Origin of the sequence: Streptomyces vastus (genome assembly GCF_039532825.1) — a bacterium.
Classification (GTDB): domain Bacteria; phylum Actinomycetota; class Actinomycetes; order Streptomycetales; family Streptomycetaceae; genus Streptomyces; species Streptomyces vastus.
Genome location: NZ_BAAASJ010000115.1, coordinates 57,112 through 79,447 on the forward strand (window position 1 = coordinate 57,112; position 22,336 = coordinate 79,447).

16 protein-coding genes and 1 pseudogene are annotated in these 22,336 nt (G+C 69.2%); 4 read left to right on the forward strand and 13 right to left on the reverse strand.

The window, feature by feature from the left end; translation table 11 throughout:
* Positions 1 to 11: 11 nt before the first annotated feature.
* The gene (gene sucC, locus ABD357_RS36530) at positions 12 to 1,142 is read right to left on the reverse strand and encodes an ADP-forming succinate--CoA ligase subunit beta (protein ID WP_344395578.1); all 1,131 of its coding nucleotides are present in this window, start codon (positions 1,140 to 1,142) and stop codon (positions 12 to 14) included.
* Between the two features lie 188 nt (positions 1,143 to 1,330).
* On the opposite strand from sucC, the gene ABD357_RS36535 reads away from it, so the two are divergent.
* From ABD357_RS36535 to ABD357_RS36550, 4 genes are all read left to right on the forward strand, one after another.
* On the forward strand, positions 1,331 to 3,016 hold the full coding sequence (locus tag ABD357_RS36535) for a thiamine pyrophosphate-binding protein (protein WP_344395579.1): 1,686 nt from the start codon (positions 1,331 to 1,333) through the stop codon (positions 3,014 to 3,016).
* A gap of 10 nt (positions 3,017 to 3,026) precedes the next feature.
* On the forward strand, positions 3,027 to 4,304 hold the full coding sequence (gene frc, locus ABD357_RS36540; RefSeq protein WP_344395580.1) for a formyl-CoA transferase: 1,278 nt from the start codon (positions 3,027 to 3,029) through the stop codon (positions 4,302 to 4,304).
* A gap of 3 nt (positions 4,305 to 4,307) precedes the next feature.
* Entirely contained in the window at positions 4,308 to 6,509 is a 2,202-nt protein-coding gene (locus tag ABD357_RS36545) for an acetate--CoA ligase family protein (RefSeq protein WP_344395581.1), read from the forward strand.
* Between the two features lie 112 nt (positions 6,510 to 6,621).
* The gene (locus tag ABD357_RS36550) at positions 6,622 to 8,010 is read left to right on the forward strand and encodes an OFA family MFS transporter (protein ID WP_344395582.1); all 1,389 of its coding nucleotides are present in this window, start codon (positions 6,622 to 6,624) and stop codon (positions 8,008 to 8,010) included.
* An 81-nt stretch (positions 8,011 to 8,091) separates the two neighbouring features.
* Here the strand turns inward: ABD357_RS36550 and ABD357_RS36555 are convergent, their stop codons facing one another.
* From ABD357_RS36555 to ABD357_RS36610, 12 genes and pseudogenes are all read right to left on the reverse strand, one after another.
* Positions 8,092 to 9,144, reverse strand: coding sequence for a sugar phosphate isomerase/epimerase family protein (locus tag ABD357_RS36555; RefSeq protein ID WP_344395583.1), 1,053 nt, complete (start codon positions 9,142 to 9,144; stop codon positions 8,092 to 8,094).
* Between the two features lie 115 nt (positions 9,145 to 9,259).
* Positions 9,260 to 9,439 (reverse strand): annotated as a pseudogene (locus ABD357_RS36560) (alkaline phosphatase family protein); the annotation flags it as partial.
* Positions 9,440 to 9,475: 36 nt separating this feature from the next.
* Positions 9,476 to 10,648: a metabolite traffic protein EboE gene (gene eboE, locus ABD357_RS36565; RefSeq protein ID WP_344395584.1), complete on the reverse strand. Its 1,173-nt coding sequence runs from the start codon at positions 10,646 to 10,648 to the stop codon at positions 9,476 to 9,478.
* A 3-nt stretch (positions 10,649 to 10,651) separates the two neighbouring features.
* Positions 10,652 to 11,527, reverse strand: coding sequence for a TatD family hydrolase (locus ABD357_RS36570; RefSeq protein ID WP_344395586.1), 876 nt, complete (start codon positions 11,525 to 11,527; stop codon positions 10,652 to 10,654).
* On the reverse strand, positions 11,527 to 12,252 hold the full coding sequence (locus ABD357_RS36575) for an EboA domain-containing protein (RefSeq protein WP_344395588.1): 726 nt from the start codon (positions 12,250 to 12,252) through the stop codon (positions 11,527 to 11,529). The genes ABD357_RS36570 and ABD357_RS36575 overlap by 1 nt, the downstream gene beginning before the upstream one ends.
* Positions 12,249 to 13,406 carry a sugar phosphate isomerase/epimerase family protein gene (locus ABD357_RS36580; RefSeq protein ID WP_344395589.1) on the reverse strand — a complete coding sequence of 386 codons (1,158 nt, stop codon included), beginning with the start codon at positions 13,404 to 13,406 and terminating at the stop codon, positions 12,249 to 12,251. Before ABD357_RS36580 ends, ABD357_RS36575 begins: the two co-directional genes overlap by 4 nt.
* Positions 13,403 to 14,587 carry an inositol-3-phosphate synthase gene (locus ABD357_RS36585; protein ID WP_344395783.1) on the reverse strand — a complete coding sequence of 395 codons (1,185 nt, stop codon included), beginning with the start codon at positions 14,585 to 14,587 and terminating at the stop codon, positions 13,403 to 13,405. Before ABD357_RS36585 ends, ABD357_RS36580 begins: the two co-directional genes overlap by 4 nt.
* A 190-nt stretch (positions 14,588 to 14,777) precedes the next feature.
* Positions 14,778 to 16,181, reverse strand: coding sequence for a ThuA domain-containing protein (locus ABD357_RS36590; protein ID WP_344395590.1), 1,404 nt, complete (start codon positions 16,179 to 16,181; stop codon positions 14,778 to 14,780).
* A gap of 14 nt (positions 16,182 to 16,195) precedes the next feature.
* Positions 16,196 to 18,703, reverse strand: coding sequence for a PQQ-dependent sugar dehydrogenase (locus tag ABD357_RS36595; protein WP_344395591.1), 2,508 nt, complete (start codon positions 18,701 to 18,703; stop codon positions 16,196 to 16,198).
* Positions 18,704 to 18,786: 83 nt separating this feature from the next.
* Positions 18,787 to 19,791: a sugar phosphate isomerase/epimerase family protein gene (locus ABD357_RS36600; RefSeq protein ID WP_328767522.1), complete on the reverse strand. Its 1,005-nt coding sequence runs from the start codon at positions 19,789 to 19,791 to the stop codon at positions 18,787 to 18,789.
* Between the two features lie 13 nt (positions 19,792 to 19,804).
* Positions 19,805 to 21,028 (reverse strand): Gfo/Idh/MocA family protein, encoded by a 1,224-nt coding sequence (locus tag ABD357_RS36605; protein ID WP_344395592.1) that lies wholly within the window; start codon positions 21,026 to 21,028, stop codon positions 19,805 to 19,807.
* A gap of 168 nt (positions 21,029 to 21,196) precedes the next feature.
* A complete protein-coding gene (locus tag ABD357_RS36610; RefSeq protein WP_344395593.1) occupies positions 21,197 to 22,234 on the reverse strand; it encodes a substrate-binding domain-containing protein in 1,038 nt (345 codons plus the stop codon).
* Between the last annotated feature and the right edge of the window lie 102 nt (positions 22,235 to 22,336).

The window sequence follows — 22,336 nt, forward strand, 5'->3', positions numbered from 1 at the left end:
GTCCCGCTCCTTCAGCCGGCGTTGGCGAGTTCGGCGGCGCGGCGCGCGGCGCCGTCCATGGTGGTGGCCTGCTGGACCAGCGGGTGCGCGCGGCCGTCGAGGATCGCGCGACCGCGTCCAGCGTTGTTTCCGTCGAGGCGTACGACCAGTGGCTTGGTCAACTGGACGGCCTCCAGGGCCTGCACGATGCCGTCGGCGACCGCGTCGCAGGCGGTGATGCCGCCGAAGACGTTGACGAAGACGGACTTGACGACCGGGTCGGAGAGGATGACGAAGAAGCCGTCGGCCATGATCTGTGCGCTGGCCCCGCCGCCGATGTCGAGGAAGTTGGCGGGGCGGGCACCGCAGCCGGCGACCACGTCGAGGGTCGACATGACGAGGCCCGCGCCGTTGCCGATGATGCCGACCTCGCCGTCCAGCTTCACGTAGTTCAGGCCCTTCGCGGCTGCCGCCGCCTCGAGCGGGTCGTCGTGCGCCGACTCGTGTTCGCCCCAGCGGGCCTGCCGGAAGCGGGCGTTGTCGTCGAGAGTGACCTTGCCGTCGAGGGCGAGGATCTGCCCTTGAGTCGTACGCACGAGGGGGTTGACCTCGACGAGTACGGCGTCCTCGCGGGTCAGCACCTCCCAGAGCCTTACGAGGACGTCGACGGTCTGCGGGGGCAGGCCTGCCGTGTCGGCGATGTGTGCCGCCTTCGCCGCGGTGACGCCCTCCGCCGGTTCGATGGGGATGCGCGCCACGGCTTCCGGCCTGGTCGCGGCCACTTCCTCGATCTCCATGCCGCCCTCGGCCGAGGCGATCGCCAGGAAGCGGCCGGCGGCACGGTCGAGTACGTAACTGACGTAGAACTCGCTCTCGATGTCCACCGGTTGGGCCAGCATCACCTTGCCGACGGCGTGGCCCTTGATGTCCATGCCGAGGATCTGGCGTGCCGTCAGTTCGGCGGCGGCCGGGTCGGCGGCGAGTTTCACCCCGCCCGCCTTGCCGCGTCCGCCGGTCTTCACCTGCGCCTTGACGACGACGCGCCCGCCAAGCCTGCGGGCGATCTCACGCGCCTCCTTGGACGAGTCGGTGACCTCGGCCCGCGGCACCAAGATGCCGTGTTCCTCAAAAAGTTGCCTTGCCTGATGTTCGTACAGGTCCATTCCGGCTCCTGCCTCAAAAGTGCCGCACGCCCCCTGGACACCACCCACCGGATGCGGGATAACAAGTTTCATACAGTATTCGTCGACTGTATGCAATCAACCGCGACGGCAGCCATGAGCAGTGCGCGAACCGTGTCCGAAGTGCAGGTTCGCGTGCCCGATCCCCTACGAAGGGACAGGACTTCGCCATGCCCGACGACAACAGCCAGAACCTCATCTCCGGTGGGCACTTGGTCGCCAAGGCACTCAAAGCCGAGGGTGTGGAGGTCATTTACACCCTGTGCGGCGGCCACATCATCGATATCTACGACGGCTGCGTCGACGAAGGCATAGAGGTCGTCGACGTACGCCACGAACAGGTCGCCGCCCACGCCGCCGACGGCTATGCGCGCATCACCGGCAAGCCCGGCTGCGCGGTCGTCACCGCGGGTCCCGGCACGACCGACGCCGTGACGGGCGTCGCCAACGCCTTCCGTGCGGAGTCCCCCATGCTGCTGATCGGCGGCCAAGGGGCGCACACGCAGCACAAGATGGGGTCCCTTCAGGACCTGCCGCACGTCGACATGATGACGCCGATCACGAAGTTCGCGGCGACCGTGCCGGACACCGCACGCGCCGCCGACATGGTGTCCATGGCGTTCCGCGAGTGCTACCACGGCGCGCCCGGGCCCTCCTTCCTGGAGATCCCGCGCGATGTGCTCGACGCCAAAGTGCCGGCCGAGAAGGCCCGGGTCCCCGCCGCCGGCCACTACCGTGCCTCGACCCGCTCGGTCGGCGACCCCGAGGCGATCGAGAAGCTTGCCGACCTCCTCGTGCATGCCGAGAAGCCCGCGATCCTGCTGGGCAGCCAGGTGTGGACGACCCGCGGCACCGAGGACGCCATCGATCTCGTACGCGCCCTCAACATCCCCGCCTATATGAACGGCGCGGGACGCGGCACGCTGCCGCCCGGGGACCCGCACCACTTCCAGCTCTCCCGCCGGTACGCCTTCTCCAACGCCGATGTCATCGTCATCGTCGGCACGCCCTTCGACTTCCGTATGGGTTACGGAAAGCGGCTGTCGCCGGACGCGACCGTGGTGCAGATCGACCTCGACTACCGGACCGTCGGCAAGAACCGGGACATCGACCTCGGGATCGTCGGCGACGCGGGCCTCATCCTGAAGTCGGTGACCGAGGCCGCCTCGGGACGCCTGAACGGGGGCTCGTCGAAGCGCAAGGAGTGGCTCGACGAGCTGCGCGCGGCCGAGCAGACGGCGATCGAGAAGCGGCTCCCCAGCCTGAAGTCCGACACCTCGCCCATCCATCCGTACCGTCTGGTCAGCGAGATCAACGACTTCCTCGGCGAGGACTCGATCTACATCGGCGACGGCGGCGACATCGTCACCTTCTCCGGTCAGGTCGTACAGCCCAAGTCACCCGGGCACTGGATGGACCCGGGTCCGCTCGGCACCCTCGGCGTCGGCGTCCCGTTCGTGCTCGCAGCCAAGCAGGCGCGGCCCGACAAGGAAGTGGTGGCCCTCTTCGGAGACGGCGCCTTCTCGCTCACCGGCTGGGACTTCGAGACCCTCGTCCGCTACAACCTCCCCTTCGTCGGCATCGTCGGCAACAACTCCTCGATGAACCAGATCCGTTACGGCCAGAAGGCCAAGTACGGCGAGGCACGCGAGCGCGTCGGCAACACCCTCGGCGACGTCCACTACGACAAGTTCGCCCAGATGCTCGGCGGTTACGGCGAGGAGGTCCGCGACCCCGCCGACATCGGCCCCGCCCTGAGGCGCGCCCGCGAGTCGGGCAAGCCCTCGCTGATCAACGTCTGGGTCGACCCGGACGCGTACGCCCCCGGAACCATGAACCAGACGATGTACAAGTGAGGTGCCCGCCATGACCAGCACCGCGACACACACCGCGACGAACGAAGCACCGAACACCGCGCCCAAGGCTCTCGAAGGCATCCGTGTCCTCGACATGACGCACGTCCAGTCGGGCCCCTCCGCAACCCAGTTGCTGGCCTGGCTCGGGGCGGACGTGGTCAAGCTGGAGGCGCCGACCGGTGACATCACGCGCAAGCAGCTGCGTGACCTCCCGGACGTCGACTCCCTCTACTTCACGATGCTCAACTGCAACAAGCGGAGCATCACCCTCAACACCAAGACCGAGCGCGGCAAGGAGATCCTCACCGAGCTGATCCGGCGCTCGGATGTCATGGTCGAGAACTTCGGACCGGGCGCGATCGACCGCATGGGCTTCACCTGGGGCCGTATCCAGGAGATCAATCCGCGTATCGTCTATGCCTCCATCAAGGGGTTCGGGGACGGCCCGTACACCAACTTCAAGGCGTACGAGGTCGTCGCTCAGGCCATGGGCGGGTCGATGTCGACCACCGGTTTCGAGGACGGGCCGCCGCTGGCGACGGGGGCCCAGATCGGTGACTCGGGCACGGGCATCCACGCCGTGGCGGGGATTCTCGCGGCGCTGCTTCAGCGGGAGAACACCGGGCGCGGTCAGCGGGTCAACGTGGCCATGCAGCACGCTGTGCTCAACCTCTGCCGGGTGAAGCTGCGCGATCAGCAGCGCCTGGCACACGGCCCGCTCGCTGAATATCCGAACGACGATTTCGGCGACGAAGTTCCCCGGTCCGGCAACGCGTCCGGTGGCGGCCAGCCCGGCTGGGCCGTCAAGTGCGCGCCGGGCGGGCCCAACGACTACGTGTACGTCATCGTGCAGCCCGTCGGCTGGAAGCCGATCACCGAACTCATCGGACGGCCGGAACTGGCGGACGACCCCGAGTGGGCGACGCCGGAGGCGCGCCTGCCGCAGCTCAACAAGATGTTCCAGCTGATCGAGGAGTGGTCGGCCACGCTCCCCAAGTGGGAGGTCCTGGAGAGGCTCAACGCCCACAACATCCCGTGCGGGCCGATCCTGTCGACCAAGGAGATCATCGAGGATCCGTCGCTGGTCGCCAACGAGATGGTCGTGAAGGTGCCGCACCCCGAACGGGGCGAGTTCGTGACCGTGGGCAGTCCGCTGAAGCTCTCCGACTCCCCCGTGGACGTGACCGGTTCGCCGCTGCTCGGCGAGCACAACGAAGAGGTGTACGTCGGCGAGCTCGGCCTCGGCGACGAGGAGCTGCGCCTGCTCAAGTCGAACGGAGTGATCTGATTGATGGCCGAAGACCGAGTGCTGAGGGTGCGTACGCTCCTCGAAGCCGTACGGGCCGAGGGCCGGACCGCGCTGACCGCGCCCGAGGGCAAGGTGATCGCCGACGCGTACGCGATCGCCGTCCCCGGCGAGGAGTTGGCGACGGACGTCGAGGAGGCGGTCGCGTACGCGGCGCGGTTCGGCGGGCCTGTCGTGATGAAGATCGTCTCCCCGGACATCCTGCACAAGACCGACGCGGGCGGCGTGATCGTCGGCGTGGAAGGGGCGACCGATGTCAGGGCCGCCTTCCGCACCATCATCGACAACGCGCGCGCGTACGCGCCCGGTGCCCGTATCGAGGGCGTACAGGTGCAGGAGCTGCTGCCCCAGGGGCAGGAGGTCATCGTCGGAGCGGTGACCGATCCGACGTTCGGGAAAGTCGTCGCCTTCGGGCTCGGCGGGGTGCTGGTGGAGGTCCTTAAGGACGTCACTTTCCGCCTCGCCCCCGTGGACGCCGACGAAGCGCTGTCGATGCTGGACTCCATCCGCTCGGCGGAGATCCTGCACGGGGTGCGCGGCGCGCCGGCCGTGGACCGGTGGGCGATCGCCGAGCAGATCCGCCGGGTCTCCGAACTCGTCGCGGACTTCCCGGAGATCGCCGAGGTGGACCTCAATCCGGTGATCGCCACTCCGGAGGGGGCGGTCGCGGCAGACATTCGCGTGATTCTCGCGGAGTCGGTCCCGAAGGAGCGTCGCAGGTACACGCGCGAGGAGATCCTCACCTCCATGCGCCGCCTGATGCAGCCCTCCTCGGTCGCCGTGATCGGTGCCTCCAACGAGCAGGGCAAGATCGGCAACTCGGTGATGCGCAACCTCGTCGACGGCGGCTTCTCCGGAGAGATCCACCCGGTGAACCCCAAGGCCGATGACATCTTGGGCCGCAAGGCGTACAAGAGTGTCACCGACGTTCCCGGTGAGGTGGATGTGGCGGTCTTCGCGATCCCCGCCAAGTTCGTGGCCTCGGCCCTGGAGGAGGTGGGCCGCAAGGGGATCCCCAACGCCGTACTGATCCCCTCCGGGTTCGCGGAAACCGGTGAGCAGCAGCTCCAGGACGAGATCGTGGCCATCGGCGAGCGCTACGGCGTCCGGCTGCTCGGGCCGAACATCTACGGCTACTACTCGACGTGGCAGGACCTGTGCGCCACTTTCTGCACGCCGTACGACGTCAAGGGCGGCGTCGCGCTCACCTCGCAGTCCGGTGGCATAGGGATGGCCATTCTGGGCTTCGCGCGCACTACGAAGACGGGTGTTTCGGCGATCGTGGGGCTCGGCAACAAGTCGGACCTGGACGAGGACGATCTGCTGACCTGGTTCGGGGAGGACCCCAACACCCAGTGCATCGCCATGCATTTGGAGGACCTCAAGGACGGGCGGGCCTTCGTGGAGGCGGCGCGGGCGACCGTCCCCAAGAAGCCGGTGGTCGTCCTGAAGGCGGGCCGTACGGCGGCCGGTGCCAAGGCCGCGGGCTCGCACACGGGCGCTCTCGCGGGCGACGACGCCGTGTACGACGACATCCTGAAGCAGGCCGGTGTCATCCGGGCCCCCGGCCTGAACGACATGCTGGAGTACGCGCGCGCGTTGCCGGTGCTTCCGGCCCCTCAGGGCGACAACGTCGTGATCATCACGGGCGCCGGTGGCAGTGGCGTACTGCTGTCCGACGCGGTGACAGACAACGGCCTCTCCTTGATGGAGATTCCGCCGGACCTGGACGAGTCCTTCAGGAAGTTCATCCCGCCCTTCGGAGCGGCCGGCAACCCGGTGGACATCACCGGCGGCGAGCCCCCGTCGACGTACGAGGCGACGATCAGGCTGGGCCTTGAGGACCCGCGGATCCACTCGCTCGTCCTCGGCTACTGGCACACCATCGTGACCCCTCCCATGGTCTTCGCCGAGCTCACCGCGCGCGTGGTGGCCGAATTCCGGGAGCGCGGCATCGAGAAGCCGGTGGTGGCGTCGCTCGCGGGTGATGTCGAGGTCGAGGAGGCGTGCCAGTACCTCTTCGAGCGGGGCGTCGTGGCGTACCCGTACACGACCGAGAAGCCGGTGGCGGTGCTGGGTGCGAAGTACCGGTGGGCTCGCGCGGCAGAGAGGCTGCGGGCCGAAGGCCCTCCGGTAGGGCGGTGGCGGGAGACGGGCGGGATTGTTGGGGGGCGGTCGATGAACTGAGCGACGGCCCGAACCACGGGGCCTGCGGTGACCGCTCGCCGCGGGCCCCTGCGCGAAGAGAACGGACAGGGGGCGCTGGCCAGACTTCTTCCACGCGAAGGGTTCGATCGACATGGCGACAACTGACATCTCCACATCCGTCCCCTACAGGGAGGTGACGGACGCCAACGGCCGGATGTACCGGATCGGTGAATCCGACATCGACATCATGGGCCGCAAACGCAAGTGGATGGTCATCCTGCCCTGGGTGGGCATGATGGGCATCAGCTCGGCGGAGTACGCGTTCGCCTCCGCCGAGGAGACTCTGCACACGGCACACCACTGGAGCAACGGGCACATCTTCTGGATGCTCGGCGTGTGGGTGTTCTTCCAGGCGGCTGTGGCCTTCCCGGCCGGAAAGCTCCGCGAGAGCGGGAAGCTGCCCGCCCGCTGGGCGATGATGCTGGGCGCGGTCGGCACTCTCCTGGGTTATCTGTCACTCGCGTACGCACCGCATGTGATCGTCGCGTACGTGGGCTTCGGCATGTTCAGCGGTATGGGCGCCGGCATGGTGTACGCGACCTGCGTGAACATGGTCGGCAAGTGGTATCCGGAGCGCAAGGGCGGCAAGACCGGCTTCGTCAACGGCGGCTTCGCCTACGGCTCAGTGCCCTTCGTGTTCATCTTCACCGGCTTCATGGATCTCTCGAACTTCCGCTGGGTCCTCGTCTCCGTCGGCGTCTTCCTGGCGGCGGTCGTCGCCGTGGCCGGTTACTTCTTCCAGGATCCGCCGAAGAACTGGTGGCCCGCCGAGGTGGACCCGCTGCGGAAACCGGACGACCCGCGCGCGCGGCGCGCACTGGAGAAGAACCCGCCCGCCGTGAAGCAGTACACGCCGATCGAGGCATGGCGGACGGGCCGGGTGGGTCTCATGTGGTTCTGCCTGTTGTGCACCTCGGGCGTCAACATCTTCGGCATCGCCTTCCAGGTGCCGTTCGGCAATGACGTCGGCTTCGCGGGCGGGATCGTGGCGACCGCCATGTCCATGAAGGCGATCGTGAACGGCACCGGCCGCGGCGTCATCGGCTGGCTGTCCGACCGGTACGGCCGTAAGCAGTGCCTGATCTTCGTCTGCATTGTGCTGGGTCTGTCGCAGTACGGCATCCTCTGGTCCGGAAACATCGGCAACCTGCCGCTGTTCCTGGTGTTCTCCAGCATCTCCGGATTTGGCGGCGGCGCGATCTTCCCGATGTTCGCGGCGATGACCGCGGACTACTTCGGCGAGAACAACAACGCCTCCAACTACGGCCTCGTCTACAGCTCCAAGCTGGTGTCCGGCCTGCTGGGCTCCGGCATGGGCGCCGTGGTCGTGGGCGCCTGGGACTACGCGGGCGCCTTCATCCTCGCCGGTTCCATCTCGTTGTTCGCCGGCTTCGTGGCCCTGTTCCTGCACCCGCCCGGGCGGCCCCGCAAGCAGCGCATCGAGCCCAACCCGCACCCGCTCGGTGAGGAGATGGCCTGAGATGACGGGCGGGGCCCACAGCGCACGCCCTCCCTTCGGCACACCAGGCTGCCGAAGGGAGGGCGCGCGCTGTGGGAGCCGTCAGCACTTCTCACGCAGGGAGTGCAGGTGCTCGCTGGAGCGGCGGGCGAAGGTGAACGACTCGGTGGGGTTGTCGTGTTCGGCCTGCCAGTGGTGGGCGAGGCGGTGGCCTTTCAGGCGTGTGACGCCCGAGATGAAGCGCTGGTAGTCGATGTCTCCGTCGCCGACGTCCGTCATGCGGTAGCCGTAGGTGTTCGAGGGGTCGCTCACACCGTCCTTCACGTGGAAGAGCGGGTAGCGGTCGGGCTGCTTGAGCACGTAGTCGAGGGGCTCGAAGGGCGCGGGCGTGCCGTCGACCCGCTTGGAGAAGCGGAACTGGCCCGAGTACGCCCAGAAGATGTCCATCTCCAGGTACACGAGCTTCGGGTCGGTCTCTGCGAGCAGCACGTCGTAGAGGCGGACGTTCGGCTTGTCGGTGGCGAAGGAGAACTCCTCGGAGTGGTTGTGCTGGTAGAACTTCATGCCGCGCGCCTTCGCCGCCGCGCCGTAGGTGTTGAACTCCTCGGCCGCACGCTTCCACGCGTCGACCGTCGAGCCGTAGCGGAACGGGCCCGAGGCCGTGCCGATGTGCTTGAGGCCGAGGGCCTGGGCATCGTCGAGGACCTTGGTGAGGTTCTGGGCGAAGGTGTACGCGTTCGGGTCGTCGGAGTAGTAGCCGACGTGGCTGCCGATGGGGTTCAGTCCGTGGTCGCGGGCCAGCCGCTTGAGCTGCGCGAGCGTGATGGAGCCCGCCGAGCCCTGGGTGTATCCGGCGAACTCGACCTCGTCGTATCCGTACTTCTCCAACTCGGCGAAGACGGGGGCGAAGCCGAGCGTGGAGACCTTGTCGCGGAGGCTGTAGAGCTGGATGCCCAGCCGGCCGGGCGGCAGGACGGGGCGGCTCCGGCCCGCTTCGGCTGCCGCGGCCGGGGTGGCGGCGGTGCCGAGCAGGGCGGCGGCGGTGGCGCCCGCAGCCACGCCGAGCATGCCTCTTCTGCTGAGGCGGTGGGCGAGTTCGGGGTCGTCGTTCTTGCTGGTGACGGCCGTGAAGGCGGTGCGGCTGGAGCGGCTCATGCCTGGAACTCCTCGGTGTCGAAGGGCGTTGTCAGTGGTGAGTGCTTCACTTGTGACCAGTCGGAAGAGAACGGTCGGGTGGGACCGCGGGCCATGGCGTGCCCGTCGGCGCCGGTCAGTCGAGACCGGCCAGATGAAGCAGGAGCGATTTCACGTCGGTGACCGCGTGGCGGTCGTCGACTGCGCGGGGGGTGGAGCAGATGGGGAGCGGACGTTCGTCGTCGCTCGTGGGGATGCGGCCGTGGCTGGCGCGAATAGGTGACGGGTCGCTGGGCACGACCGCCGCGCGATAGCGCCGGGACTGGTTCACCGGCGTGTGCACGGGCCTGGGTCACGGCAGTTCCTTCAGGCCGAGGTCCGTCAACAGGTCGCGGGCGAGGGTGAGTTCGGCGGCGATGCCGTCCGCTAGCTGGGCGCGGCCGCGTGGGCGCAGCTCGGTCGGGAGGGCCTGCCAGGTGTAGGTCTCGACCTCCAGATGCCGGGTGAGCGGGTGCGGGCCGCCCACCAGCCGGGTCAGTGCGTCCTTGAGTACGGGCAGCGTGGAAGTGAGGGGCGCGGCCGGGGCCGCGTGCAGCGGGACGTGGAAGTGGGCGCGCCACGGGGACGTGTCCGGCAGGGCGTCGCCCTTGAGGGCTTCGCCGAGGTCGTCGGTGCCGGCCAGGCCGGCTGCGGTGGCACTGGTGCGGGTCTGGTGCAGGAAGCGGGGCTCGTCGAAGGCGGCCAGGGCCTCGCGTACTCCGGGAAGGTGGGGGTGTTCGGCGTGCAGGGCGGCTGAGAGCTGGGACTTGACGACGGGGACGCGGGCCGTGGTCAGCGCGTCCAGGGCGATGTGCGGATCTTCGAAGGAGGTGGCGAGGTGACAGGTGTCGAGGCAGAGGCCGATGCGGTCGTGACTGATCGCGGTCAGCGGGGCGATGGCATCGGCGGTCGTTTCGACGATGCAGCCGGGCTCCGGCTCCAGGCCGATACGGATGGAGCGTCCGGTCAACTCCTCAAGGACGTCGAGGCGTTCGGCCAAGGTGGCGAGCGCCGTGTGGGCCTCGGCGGCACGCGTGTCGTCATAGGCGGTGCGCCAGGCGAGCGGCAGGGTGGAGATGCTGCCTTCGGTGACGTCGTCGGGGAGCAGGCCGGCGAGGACACGGGCCAGGGCGGTGGTGTGGTCGAGGCGTTCGACGTCGGCCCAGTCCGGCTTGTACACGCGGTACTTGACCTCTTCGGCGCCGAAGCCTTCGTACGGGAAGCCGTTGAGGGTGACGACCTCAAGGCCTCGGGCATCGAGCTCGGTGCGCAGCCGGCGCAGAGCGGACGGGTCGCTCACAAGGGCGTGGGCGGCGTCCTTGGCCAGCCACAGGCCGATACCGAGGCGGTCGCGGCCGAGGCGACGGCGTACGGGTTCGCAGTGGTCGCGGAGTTGGGCGAGGACGCCGTCGAACGTCTCGGCCGGGTGGACGTTGGTGCAATAGGCGAGGTGGACGGTCGAGCCGTCGGGGTGTCGGAAGCGCATGGGTTACGCCTCCGGGGTTGCCGCGTCGGTTACCGGGGTGCCGCGGAGGATGGAGTTGCCCTCATGGGTGGCGTCCGTGGCGGCGACGTCGAGGGAGAGCCGGCCGCTGAGTCCGTAGAAGGCGACGGGGTTGCGCCACAGCACCTGGTCGATGTCGTCCTCGGTGAACCCTGCCTCGAGCATGGCGTCGCCGACCTTACGGGTCTTGAGCGGGTCGCTTCTGCCCCAGTCGGCTGCGGAGTTGACCAGGACCTGCTCGGGCCCGTACTCGCGCAGCACCGCGACCATCCGCTCTTCGTCCATCTTGGTGTCCGGATACACGGAGAACCCGAGCCAGCAGCCGCCGTCCTTGGCTTCCTTGACCGTGGTCTCGTTGAGGTGGTCGACCAGTACTCGGTCCGGGGGCAGCGCAGACTCCCGGACGACGTCGAGGGTGCGGCGCAGGCCCGCCAGCTTGTCCCGGTGCGGGGTGTGGACGAGGGCGGGCAGCTCATGGTCGGCGGCGAGCTGGAGCTGGAGAGCCAGTGCGTTGTCCTCGGCGGGGGTCATCGAGTCGTAGCCGATCTCGCCGACGGCCACGACCTGGTCCTTGACGAGATACCTGGGCAACTCGTCCAGGACAGGCACGCAGCGCGGGTCGTTCGCCTCCTTGGGGTTGAGGGCGAGCGTGCAGTGGTGGGCGATGCCGTACTGGGCGGCACGGAAGGGTTCCCAGCCCAGAAGCGAATCGAAGTAGTCGAGGAACGAGGCGGGTGAGGTGCGGGGCTGGCCGAGCCAGAACGAGGGTTCGACGACGGCTCGGACGCCGTTCGCGTACATGGCCTCGTAGTCGTCGGTGGTCCGTGACGTCATATGGATGTGGGGGTCGAAGATGCGCATCAGGACTCCTTGCCGGACGGGGTGCCGGGGTGGTCCGACGGTGCCGAAGCGGTCGGCACGTCGCTCCCGGGCTCGGTCAGGGCCAGGACGCGGTACAGGTCCTCGGGCACGGGACGGCCCGCGGCGGAGCGTTCGTCGGCGTAGTCGCCGAGCATGCGGGCCAGTTCGAAGTCGGCATGGGCGCGGCGGGGCAGTTCGGCCACCGCGTCGATGGGGACGCCGGTGAACAGGCACTTCAGGACCGCGTGCCGCCAGTTGTGGGCGTCCAGATGCCGGGCGGCGTACGGGCCGACAGCGGCGGCCAGGAGCCGGGTGTCGTTGGTGCGCAGGGCGTCCTCGACGATCGGCAGGGCGTCGGGGCCCGGTACGAGGTGGGGCAAGGCGTGCAGGACGGCGCGGCGTTCGGCGGCGGTGCCCTGGCGGTAGACGCGGGCCAGGGTGTCGGCGTCGGCCCGGGCCGTGTGCAGAAGGAGAACGCGGGCGGCGTCAGCGTGCTCGGGCCCGCAACGGCGACCCGCCTCGGCGATGCGCAACTCCCAGACGGAGATGGGCCCGTGAGCGCCCGGGTGGGCCTCCGCTTCGTCAAGCGCCTTGTCCAGCCAGGCGCGGGCGGTGGCGTCCAGCTGGGAGTTCAGGCGGGCGTGCAGGGTGGCGACGGCTTCCGACGGCGTGGCGGGAGAAGCGGCGGTGGGAGAAGGAGCGGCGGCGTTGTGGAGGTGGTTCACGGGGTTCTCCCTTCGGAGTCGGCGGGGCCCTCGCCGGGGATCAGGGTCTTGTCGGGGACTTGGGAGCTGTCCAGGTCTTGGGAGCCGTCGGGATCGTGGAATCCCTCATGGTCTTGGCGGCCGTCGGCGACATGGGAGTTGTCGGAGGCTTGGGAGCTGCCGGGTTCTGGAGCCGTGAGACCAGCGGCCGCATGGTGCAGGAACTGGATGGATTGCTCGGCGAGTTGCGGGCCGGCGTGGGAGTGGCGGGGCAGTTCTACGACGACCAGGCCCTGATAGGAGGTGGTGGCCAGGGCTTCGAGTACGGGCGGGAAGTCGATCTCTCCGTCACCGAAGGGGAGATGTTCATGGAGGCCGCGCCGCATGTCCTCGATCTGGACGTGGCGGAGCCAGGGGGCGGCGGCGCGTATGCACTCCGCGGGTGAGAGGGGTTCGAGGCACTGGCAGTGGCCGATGTCGAGGGTGAGGCCGAGGGCGTCCGGGCTGCCGAGGGTCCGGCGGAGACGGTGGAAGTCGGTGAGGGTGGCGAGGAGGTGACCAGGTTCGGGTTCGATGGCGAGTGGGATGCTGGCGGTGGTGGCGGCGTCCAGGACGGGGGCGAGTGTTTCGCCGAGGCGTTTCCAGGCGGTGTCCTCGTCCGTGTCCTCGGGGGTGACGCCGCTGAAGCAGTGCACCGCGTGGGCGCCCAGGTCGCCGGCTACCTGCACTGCCCGGATCAACAGGTCGACGCGTCGGGCCCGTTGATCCGGATCCGGGTCGAGCAGCGACGGACCGTGCTTGCGCCACGGGTCGAGGACATAGCGGGCGCCGGTCTCGATGGTGACGCCCAGTCCGAGTTCGCCCAGCCTGCGGGCGACTCGACGGGTGCGGGCCGCGAGGTCCGGGGCGAGCGGGTCCAGGTGCATGTGGTCGAGGGTCAGGCCTATGCCGTCGTAGCCGAGGTCGGCGAGGAGGGAGAAGGCGTCGTCCAGGCGGAGGTCGGTGAGGCCGTTGGTGCCGTAGCCGTAGCGGAGGGGGTGATCGAGAGCGCCGGTTGCCGTCGAGCCGGTGCTTCCGCTCGACGTGGACTCTCCCCCACTGAGCAGGCCCGGTCGCCGCCGCGCGTACTCATCCGCCGGAGCGTCCTTCGTCACCTCGGGCCCCGGCCCCGTCATCGCCTCTCCTCCGACAGCCCCCGCGACTCCCGCGGCTCCCGCCCTCCCGAAGCCGCCAACCGCCCCGCGAACTCCGCCAGTTCCGCGTACTGCTCCGCGAGCGCCGAAGGCCCGTCGCCCACCGGGTCCTTGAAGTAGAAGCCGAGTTCGCGCAGCGGACCCGACAGACCCGTCTCGTGGGCCCGTGCCACCAGGCGGGCCAAGTCCAGGACCAGGGGTGCGGCGAGGGCGGAGTCGCAGCCCTGCCAGGTGGTCTGGAGGACCATGCGTGTGCCGAGGAAGCCGTCGAAGGCGATGTGGTCCCAGGCGGTCTTCCAGTCGCCGAGCGCAGGTACGTCGTCGATGTGGACCTCACCCTCGGGGACCGCGGCGAGGGTGTCGGCGAGGACGCGTTCCTTGCCGGCGTTCTTCGCCGCCGCGGCAGCCGGGTCGGACAGGGCCGCGCCGTCGCCGCCGCCCAGCAGGTTCGTGCCGGACCAGGCGCGGACCGCCAGCGCCCGCTGCGCGAACATCGGGCCCAGCACGGACCGCAGCAGGGTCTGGCCGGTCTTGCCGTCACGACCGGCGTACGGCAGCCCGGAGGAGGCGGCGGCTGATGCCAGCGCAGGGTGGTGCAGACCCGTGGACGGCGTGAAGTTGACGTATGGGCAGCCGGCCCGCAACGCCGCCGCCGCGTAGAGCGAGCTCGGGGGCAGCTCGGTCCCGGCCGGAGCGGGTTCCGTGGACGCGACGTTCACGACCACCGCCCGAGCCAGACCGTGGCGGCGTACGAAGTCACGCATGTCCGCGGCGAAGGCGGCCACCAGTTCCTCCGTGTCCCGGGTGTCCCCGGGGAGGGGCCCGCCCGGCCTGATCTCCCGGTCCGCGGCGGCGAGTTCGGCGCCCACGGCCGTCGGGAGCCCGTGCGGCATGACTCCCCCGGCGGCCAGGACTTCCGCGCGCTTGGGCAGTGGGCAGTCCTCCGTGTCGTGGCCGCCGAAGACGAGGGACGACAACGGCGGCAGTCCGGAGCCGGAGAAGAGGTCGGTCTCGGTGACCATGCCCGTCGGAGGGTGCAGGCCCGCGGTCATGGCCGCGCAGCCCGCGACGACGGTGGTGGCGACGGAACCGCGCGCTCCGATCAGCCACACGCCCACCCGTGACGCGGGCACCCGTGACTCGGGCACCCGGGACTCGGACATCCGGGACTCGGAAGGGAACGGTTCGGCGGACATGGTCAGCCTCCTTGTCGTACGCGAACCAACAGGGCCGTACGCACAGCAGACGGCCGTACGGAAAGCAGCCGTGCAGAACCAGCGAGCCGTGCAGAAACCGGAGGAAAGACGAGGTGAGACGGCGGGCGGGAGTCCGGCGTCCCCCGCCCGCCGTCGCTCAGTCACCCGGTGGAGCCGACCGTGTCGACGCCTTCCCGGGCAGTTCCTTGATCCGGATGTCGCGGAAGGACACCTGGTCGTCGGCTCCGTGGTTCTGGATGCCGATATGACCGTCGCGCAGGCTTCGCGCGGGGTCGGTGTTGGTGAAATCGTTGATCTTCACGCCGTTGAGATAGACGCGGAGCCGTTCGCCCTCCACGCGGATCTCGTACGTGTTCCACTCCCCCGGCGGGTTCAGCGCACGGTCGCGCTTTTTGATGTCGGCGGACTGGAAGCTGTAGACGGACCCGGTGGTGCGGTCGGGTGTGTCCGTGGCGTCGATCTGGATCTCGTACCCGTTGTTGACCGCCGACCAGGGATCGTCGGAGGCCGGGAAGCCCACGAAGACACCGGAGTTGTCGTCACCGGAGGCGCTCGCCATCTTCCAGTCGAGCTTCAGCGAGTACGAACGGAACGCCGAGGCGCCGTACCAGAGCATGCCCAGGCCACCCGACGACGTGAGCGTGCCGTCGTCGCCGAGGGTGAACGAGCCCGGCCCCGCCTGCTTCCAGGCGGACAGTGACTGAGCCGTGCCGTCGAAGAGCGGCCGATAGCCGTTCTCCGGGCGGCAGTCGGCCTCCGCGGCCCCGATCGCCCAGCGGACCCCGCCCAGCAGGTGCCGCCGGGCGGCGGGATCGGCGTACGACTCCTTGGTGTGGCCGATCCCGGTGTAGAAGGCACGGCCGCCCTGGTAGTTCTGGCACCAGGCGATCGGATGGTCGCCGTTCATCGTGCCGCCGGTGTACGACGACTCGTCGAGCGAAGCCAGGATATGGGCCCGGTCCCGGGGATTGGAGCGGTAGTTGTACCACTCGTCCGTACGGTCCCAGGCCTCGCCCAGGTGCGAGGTGGCCGGATGCGCATGGTCCTCGACGTCGATCCGTGCGGGCTGGATCGCCGGGTGCGACTGGAAGTAGGCGCCCGCGAGGCCGCCGTAGAAGGCCCAGTCGTACTCGGTGTCGGCGGCGGCGTGGATGCCCACGTAACCGCCGCCGCGCCGGATGTAGCCCTCGAAGGCGCTCTGTTGGGCCTCGTTGAGCACATCGCCGGTGGTGGACAGGAACACGACGGCGTCGTACTTGGCGAGGTTGCGCGAGGTGAAAGCTCCCCCGTCCTCTGTCGCGTCCACCGTAAATCCGCCCTCGGCGCCGAGGTCCTTCACCGCGGCGATCCCGTCCGGGATCGAGTCGTGCCGGAACCCGGCGGTCTTGGAGAACACCAGCACCCGGCCGTCCGCACGGCCCTGGACGTCAGCCTCCTTAGACTTGGACTCAGGCCCTTTCGACGCGGCCGGCCCCGACACACACCCGATGAGCAGGGCGGCGCCCAGCACGGCGGTCACCGTTCTGCCTTTTGCGCGCATGACAGCCCATCCCCTCAGCGAGTCGTGAAGGTGAAGTCGTCCACCTCGTACAGGGCTCCGGCACCGCGTCCCTTGAAGACCAGGTAGAGCTTGGTCGTCCCGCGGGGTGCCTTCGTCAGGGACGCGCTGACGTCCTGATAGTTCTCCCAGCCGCCGGTCACCGGGACCGTGCCGGTGCCGAGGAGAGTCCCCGTGGGCGAGCCCGCACGGATCTCGAGCTTGCCGCCCGCGCCGGCGGAGGCGACCCGCGCCGTGATCTTCGTGGCGTTGCTCAGGACGTAGGGCTCGAAGGAGATCCAGTCGCCGCTGTTGATGTCGCCGACGGTCTTGGCGCCGTGCGCGGTGGTACGCGACTGCACCGTGGTGCCCGAGGTCTTCCCGAAGTGCTCGGCCTGCCGGTGCCTGGGCTGCGCGACCGCCTGGTCGTGGCTGGTGAGCGCCTCCTGGCCGCCGCCACCGCCGTCGGTGTACTCCGCGTCGATGACGCCGAAGATGTTCGCGTTCTCGTCATGGCCGCCGTCGGCGCTGGTCTGGATGGTGCCGGTGCAGCCGTTCGCCGAGGTCACCGGGTGACCGTGGCTGTCGTGGCCGAGGATGAACGTGACCTTGACCTTGGCGCAGTCGATGGTCCCATCCTCCGGGTCGGTGACCTTCACCTTGAACGGCACAGCGTCGCCGAAGCTGAACAGCTGCCCGTCACGCGGCAGTTCAAGGGTCACCGTCGGTGCCGTGTTGCCCACGACGATCTGCACGCTGGAGCTGCCGGTACGGCCGCCGGGGTCCTTGGCCGTCAGCGTCGCCGTGTACGTCCCGTTCTTCGTGTACTTGTGCTTGGGGTTCGCCGACGTCGACTTGCCGCCGTCGCCGAAGTCCCAGCTGTAGGTGAGGGAGTCGCCGTCGGCGTCACTGGTGCCGGCGGAGGAGAACTTCACCCGCAGCGGTGCCTGTCCGGACGTACGGTCGGCCGCGGCCTGCGCCACCGGCGAGTGTCCGTCGGTCGCGTTCTCGATCCGGTACAGAGCGGAGTTCTCGTCGCCGCCGAACCACGCCAGGCCGTAGTCGAGGACATACAGCGCACCGTCCGGGCCGAAGGCCATGTCCATCACCTGGGTGCCGGTCCACGGGATGTCGTTGATGGACTGCACCGTGCCGTCGGCGTCCGAACTGATCCGCTTGATCCAGCGGCGGCCGAACTCCCCGGCGAAGAAGTCGCCGTCGTACGCCTCGGGGAACTTGACCGGCGAGTCGAGGTTCGGGTCGTAGTGGTAGACCGGGCCGCCCATCGGGGACTCGGAGCCGTCGCCGAACTCCGGGACGGACGCGCCGTCGTACGGGATCCAGGCGGGCTGCGCAGGAGGCAGGTCGGTCAGGCCGGTGTTGTTCGGCGAGGTGTTCTTGGGGGCGGCGCAGTCGAATGCCCCACCGGAAGCGCCGGTTGCGAAGTCGTAGTCGACGTAGGCGTCGTTGTCGCCGGTGCAGTACGGCCAGCCGAAGTTGCCGGGCTTGGTGATGCGGGCGAACTCGACCTGGCCTGCAGGGCCACGGGCCGGGTCGGCGGCTCCTGCGTCGGGGCCGTACTCACCCACGTACAGAATCCCCGTCTCCTTGTCGACGCTGAAGCGGAACGGGTTGCGCAGGCCCATCGCGTAGATCTCGGGGCGCGTCTTGTCCGTGCCGGGCGCGAAGAGGTTGCCGTCGGGGATGGCGTACGAGCCGTCGGCGTTCACCTTGATGCGCAGGATCTTGCCGCGCAGGTCGTTGGTGTTGCCGGCCGTGCGCTGGGCGTCGAAGGCCGGGTTGCGGTTCGCGCGCTCGTCGATGGGGGTGAAGCCGTCCGACTGGAACGGGTTGGAGTCGTCACCGGTCGACAGGTACAGGTTCCCCGCCGCGTCGAAGTCGATGTCGCCGCCGACGTGGCAGCAGATGCCACGGGATGCCGGGACGTCGAGGATCTTCGTCTCACTGGCCTTGTCGAGGGTGCCGTCGGCCTTCAGGACGAAGCGCGAGAGCCGGTTGACGCCGTCGAACGGCGCGAAGTCGGCGGCGGTGCCCGTCTCCGGGGCGTCGCCCGCCGGGGTGTTCATCGGCGGGGCGTAGTAGAGGTAGATGAAGCGGTTGTCGGCGAAGCCGGGGTCGACGCCGATGCCCTGCAGACCTTCCTCGTCGTGCGCGTACACGTCGAGCTTGCCCGCGAGTTTCGTGTTGCCCGCGGCGTCGGTGAGGCGCAGTTCGCCGTCGCGCGAGGTGTGCAGGACCGAGCGGTCCGGGAGCACGGCGAGCGACATGGGCTCGCCGGTCTCGGGTTCGCCCTTGGCGAGGGTGACCTGCTGGAAGTCCTCGGCCGCGGGCTCGGCAGCCGCCGGGGCGCCGCCCGGGTCGGCAACGGCTGCGCCGGCCGCGGGGGCGGTGAGGCCGAGTGAGGCGCCCGCGAGCAGCAGCCCGCTCAGCAACGCGAGGGCCCCACGAAGTCTCGGGCGTTTGGTGTGGCTTCTGGTGTTCCTGTTTCTGACGTACGGGTGCACGAATGCCTCCACGATGGGGCTGGTCGTACGGGTGTGTGCGTGTCGCCGGGGTGCGCCGTCACCCCGGAGGTGCGTCGGAGAGATCAGTCGTTGCCGCCGAACGCCGCGTCGAAGGACGCCGTCGGCGGCTCGAAGTCGTACGCCTTGAGCCGGGTGAGTGCCTCGGGTGCGCCCTGGAGGCGGTCCATGCCCGCGTCCTCCCACTCGACCGAGATGGGGCCCTTGTAGTCGATGGAGCGCAGCATCCGGAACACGTCCTCCCAGGGAACGTCCCCGTGGCCCGCGGACACGAAGTCCCAGCCTCGGCGCGGGTCGCCCCAGGGCAGATGCGAGCCGAGGCGGCCGTTGCGTCCGTCGAGGCGCTTGCGTGCTTCTTTGCAGTCGACGTGGTAGATCCGGTCCCGGAAGTCCCACAGGAAGCCGACCGGGTCGAGGTCCTGCCAGACGAAGTGCGAGGGGTCGAAGTTCAGCCCGAAGGCCGGACGGTGGTCAACTGCCTCCAGCGCGCGCTGAGTTGTCCAGTAGTCGTACGCGATCTCGCTGGGGTGGACCTCGTGGGCGAACCGCACGCCCTCGTGGTCGAAGACATCGAGGATCGGGTTCCAGCGCAGGGCGAAGTCCTCGTAGCCGCGCTCGATCATCGATTCGGGGGCGGGCGGGAACATCGCGACCAGATGCCAGATCGCGGACCCCGTGAAGCCGATGACGGTGTCGACGCCGAAGGCCGCCGCCGCGCGTGCGGTGTCGGCGATCTCGGACGCCGCCCGCTGTCGTACGCCTTCCGCCTCGCCGTCGCCCCAGATACGAGCCGGGAGGATCGCCTGGTGGCGTTCGTCGATGATGGCGTCGCAGACCGCCTGGCCGACCAGGTGGTTGGAGATGGCCCAGCACTTCAGGCCGTACTTGTCGAGCAGTTGGTGCCGGGAGTCGAGGTACGAGGAGTCGGCGAGCGCCTTGTCGACCTCGAAGTGGTCGCCCCAGCAGGCGAGTTCGAGTCCGTCGTAGCCGAAGTCGCGGGCGAGCCGGCAGACCTCCTCCAGTGGCAGGTCGGCCCACTGGCCGGTGAAGAGCGTGAAGTTGCGCGGCATGGAACGGCCCTCCTCAACTCGGGATGGGGGTGTATACGGAGTTCTTCGCGGCGCTCTCCTCGACCGCCGCGAGTACGCGCTGCACCTGCAGTCCGTCGGCGAAGGAGGGCACCGGTGCGCTGCCCTCGGCGATGGCGGTCACCAGGTCGCGGGCCTGGTGGACGAAGGTGTGCTCGTAGCCGAGGCCGTGGCCCGGCGGCCACCAGGCCTCCAGGTAGGGGTGATCGGGCTCGGTGACGAGGATGCGGCGGAAGCCGGCGTGGGTGCCGGGCTCGCGGTGGTCGTGGTACTCGAGTTCGTTGAGCCGTTCCAGGTCGAAGGCCAACGAGCCTTGTTCACCGTTGAGTTCGATGCGCAGGGCGTTCTTGCGGCCGGTGGCGTACCGGGTGGCCTCGAAGGAGGCGAGGGCGCCCGAGGCGAACCTGCCGGTGAACAGGGCGGCGTCGTCCACGGTGACCTGGCCGGCTCCGTTGGCCGAGACGGCGGACAGTCCGCTGGTGGGTCCGCCGGGCAGCGGCCTCTCCCGTACGAAGGTCTCGGTGAGCGCGGACACTCCCACGACCGGTTCGCCCACGAGGTACTGCGCGAGGTCGACGATGTGCGCGCCCAGGTCGCCGAGCGCGCCCGAGCCCGCCGTCTCCTTGCGCAGCCGCCACGTCAGCGGGAACTGCGGGTCCACCAGCCAGTCCTGAAGGTACGTCACCCGTACGTGGCGCAGGGCACCCAACCGTCCCTCGGCGACCATCTTCCGGGCGAGCGAAGTGGCAGGCACCCGGCGGTAGTTGAAGCCGACCATCGCCACCTGGCCGCGCGCAGCAGCGGCTTCGGCGGCCTCGGTCATCGCCTCGGCCTCCTCCACCGTGTTGGCGAGGGGCTTCTCGCACAGCACGTGCTTGCCCGCGGCCAGCGCGGCGAGCGCGATCTCGGCGTGGCTGTCGCCGGGCGTGCAGATGTCGACGAGGTCGACGTCGTCCCGGGCGATCAGCGCCCGCCAGTCGGTCTCGGCCGCCGCCCAGCCGAGCCGGTCGGCCGCCGCGCGTACGGCCTGTCCGTCGCGGCCGCAGACGGCGGCGAGGACGGGGCGATGGGGCAGGTCGAAGACGCGGCCCACGGTGCGCCAGCCCTGGGAGTGGGCTGCGCCCATGAACGCGTATCCGACCATGCCGATGCCTAGCGGCGGCCTTGCACCGTCGGGCTTCTCGACCGCTGCCTCGTCGGGCTGGTGCGGCTGTCCCATGCGGGAGTCCTCCTCATGTCGTGGCGCGGTGGGGGGGATGAGCGGGGCGCATGTGTGGTCGGAGAACTGCATGTCCGTTGTGGCTGGTCGCGCAGTTCCCCGCGCCCCTGAGCGGCGCTGGTCGAGCCGTCTGCTTCACGGCCCTGCGCCCCTAGAGGAGCGCTCGCCTCACTTGAAGCCCGTGGGCATGTACTGGTCGACGTTCTCCTTGTCGACGACTGCCGAGTAGAGCGTCAGGGACGCCGGGATCTCGAACTCGGCGAGGCCGCCCACGCCCTTACCCTGGCCGAGGGCGCGGGCGAGGTCGATCGCGGACGCGGCCATGGTCGGCGGGTAGAGGACGGTGGCCTTGAGGACGCCGTCGTCCGCCTTGATGGCCTGGAAGGCGGACAGTGCGCCCGCGCCGCCGACCATCAGGAAGTCGTCGCGCCCGGCCTGGTCGATGGCGCGCAGGGCGCCCACGCCCTGGTCGTCGTCGTGGTTCCACAGGGCGTCGAAGTTCGATTGGGCCTGCAGGAGTTGGGACATCTTGGCCTGCCCCGACTCGACGGTGAAGTCGGCGGCCTGCCGGGCGACCTTCTTGATGTTCGGGTAGTTCTTGAGGGCCGCGTCGAAACCCTGCGTGCGCTGCTTGGTCAGCTCCAAGTTGTCGAGACCGGCGAGTTCGATGACGCGGGCGTTCTTCTTGTTCTTGAGCTTCTCGCCGATGTAGTGACCGGCGTTCAGGCCCATGCCGTAGTTGTCGCCGCCGATCCAGCAGCGGTACGCCTGCGGGGAGTTGAAGATCCGGTCGAGGTTGACGACGGGGATGCCGGCGCGCATGGCCTGGAGCCCGACCTGGGTGAGGGCCTTGCCGTCGGCGGGCAGGACCACCAGGACGTCGACCTTCTTGTTGATCAGGGTCTCGATCTGGCCGATCTGCTGGGCGGTGTCGTTGGAGCCCTCGGTGATCTCCAGCGTGACGTCCTTGTACTTCTTGGCCCGGTTCTTGGCGTTGTCGTTGATGGCGTTCAGCCATCCGTGGTCGGCCTGCGGGCCCGCGAAGCCGATGGTGACCTGCTTGCCGGGCTTGTCGTCGGCGGCAGGCTGGTCGTCGGAGGCCGGCTCGTCGCTGGACTCGTTACTCGTGCAACCGGTGAGGAGCGCACCGGCCCCGACGGCGGCGGTGCCGAAGAGCAGTCCTCTGCGGCTGGTGAACTCTGGCATGGCGGTGGACCCTTCCGTGAAGGACGTGCGAAACGGCTCAAGTCGTGATGGCGCTACGGCCTCAAGTCGTGCTTGTGATACGGCGTCAAGTCGTGTGTGCGG

Excerpts from the sequence above, each read along its gene's own strand:
- sucC (WP_344395578.1), bottom strand. The coding sequence starts at position 1,142 with ATGGACCTGTACGAACATCAGGCAAGGCAACTTTTTGAGGAACACGGC.
- ABD357_RS36535 (WP_344395579.1), top strand. The coding sequence starts at position 1,331 with ATGCCCGACGACAACAGCCAGAACCTCATCTCCGGTGGGCACTTGGTC.
- frc (WP_344395580.1), top strand. The coding sequence starts at position 3,027 with ATGACCAGCACCGCGACACACACCGCGACGAACGAAGCACCGAACACC.
- ABD357_RS36545 (WP_344395581.1), top strand. The coding sequence starts at position 4,308 with ATGGCCGAAGACCGAGTGCTGAGGGTGCGTACGCTCCTCGAAGCCGTA.
- ABD357_RS36550 (WP_344395582.1), top strand. The coding sequence starts at position 6,622 with ATGGCGACAACTGACATCTCCACATCCGTCCCCTACAGGGAGGTGACG.
- ABD357_RS36555 (WP_344395583.1), bottom strand. The coding sequence starts at position 9,144 with ATGAGCCGCTCCAGCCGCACCGCCTTCACGGCCGTCACCAGCAAGAAC.
- eboE (WP_344395584.1), bottom strand. The coding sequence starts at position 10,648 with ATGCGCTTCCGACACCCCGACGGCTCGACCGTCCACCTCGCCTATTGC.
- ABD357_RS36570 (WP_344395586.1), bottom strand. The coding sequence starts at position 11,527 with ATGCGCATCTTCGACCCCCACATCCATATGACGTCACGGACCACCGAC.
- ABD357_RS36580 (WP_344395589.1), bottom strand. The coding sequence starts at position 13,406 with ATGACGGGGCCGGGGCCCGAGGTGACGAAGGACGCTCCGGCGGATGAG.
- ABD357_RS36585 (WP_344395783.1), bottom strand. The coding sequence starts at position 14,587 with ATGTCCGAGTCCCGGGTGCCCGAGTCACGGGTGCCCGCGTCACGGGTG.
- ABD357_RS36590 (WP_344395590.1), bottom strand. The coding sequence starts at position 16,181 with ATGCGCGCAAAAGGCAGAACGGTGACCGCCGTGCTGGGCGCCGCCCTG.
- ABD357_RS36600 (WP_328767522.1), bottom strand. The coding sequence starts at position 19,791 with ATGCCGCGCAACTTCACGCTCTTCACCGGCCAGTGGGCCGACCTGCCA.
- ABD357_RS36605 (WP_344395592.1), bottom strand. The coding sequence starts at position 21,028 with ATGGGACAGCCGCACCAGCCCGACGAGGCAGCGGTCGAGAAGCCCGAC.
- ABD357_RS36610 (WP_344395593.1), bottom strand. The coding sequence starts at position 22,234 with ATGCCAGAGTTCACCAGCCGCAGAGGACTGCTCTTCGGCACCGCCGCC.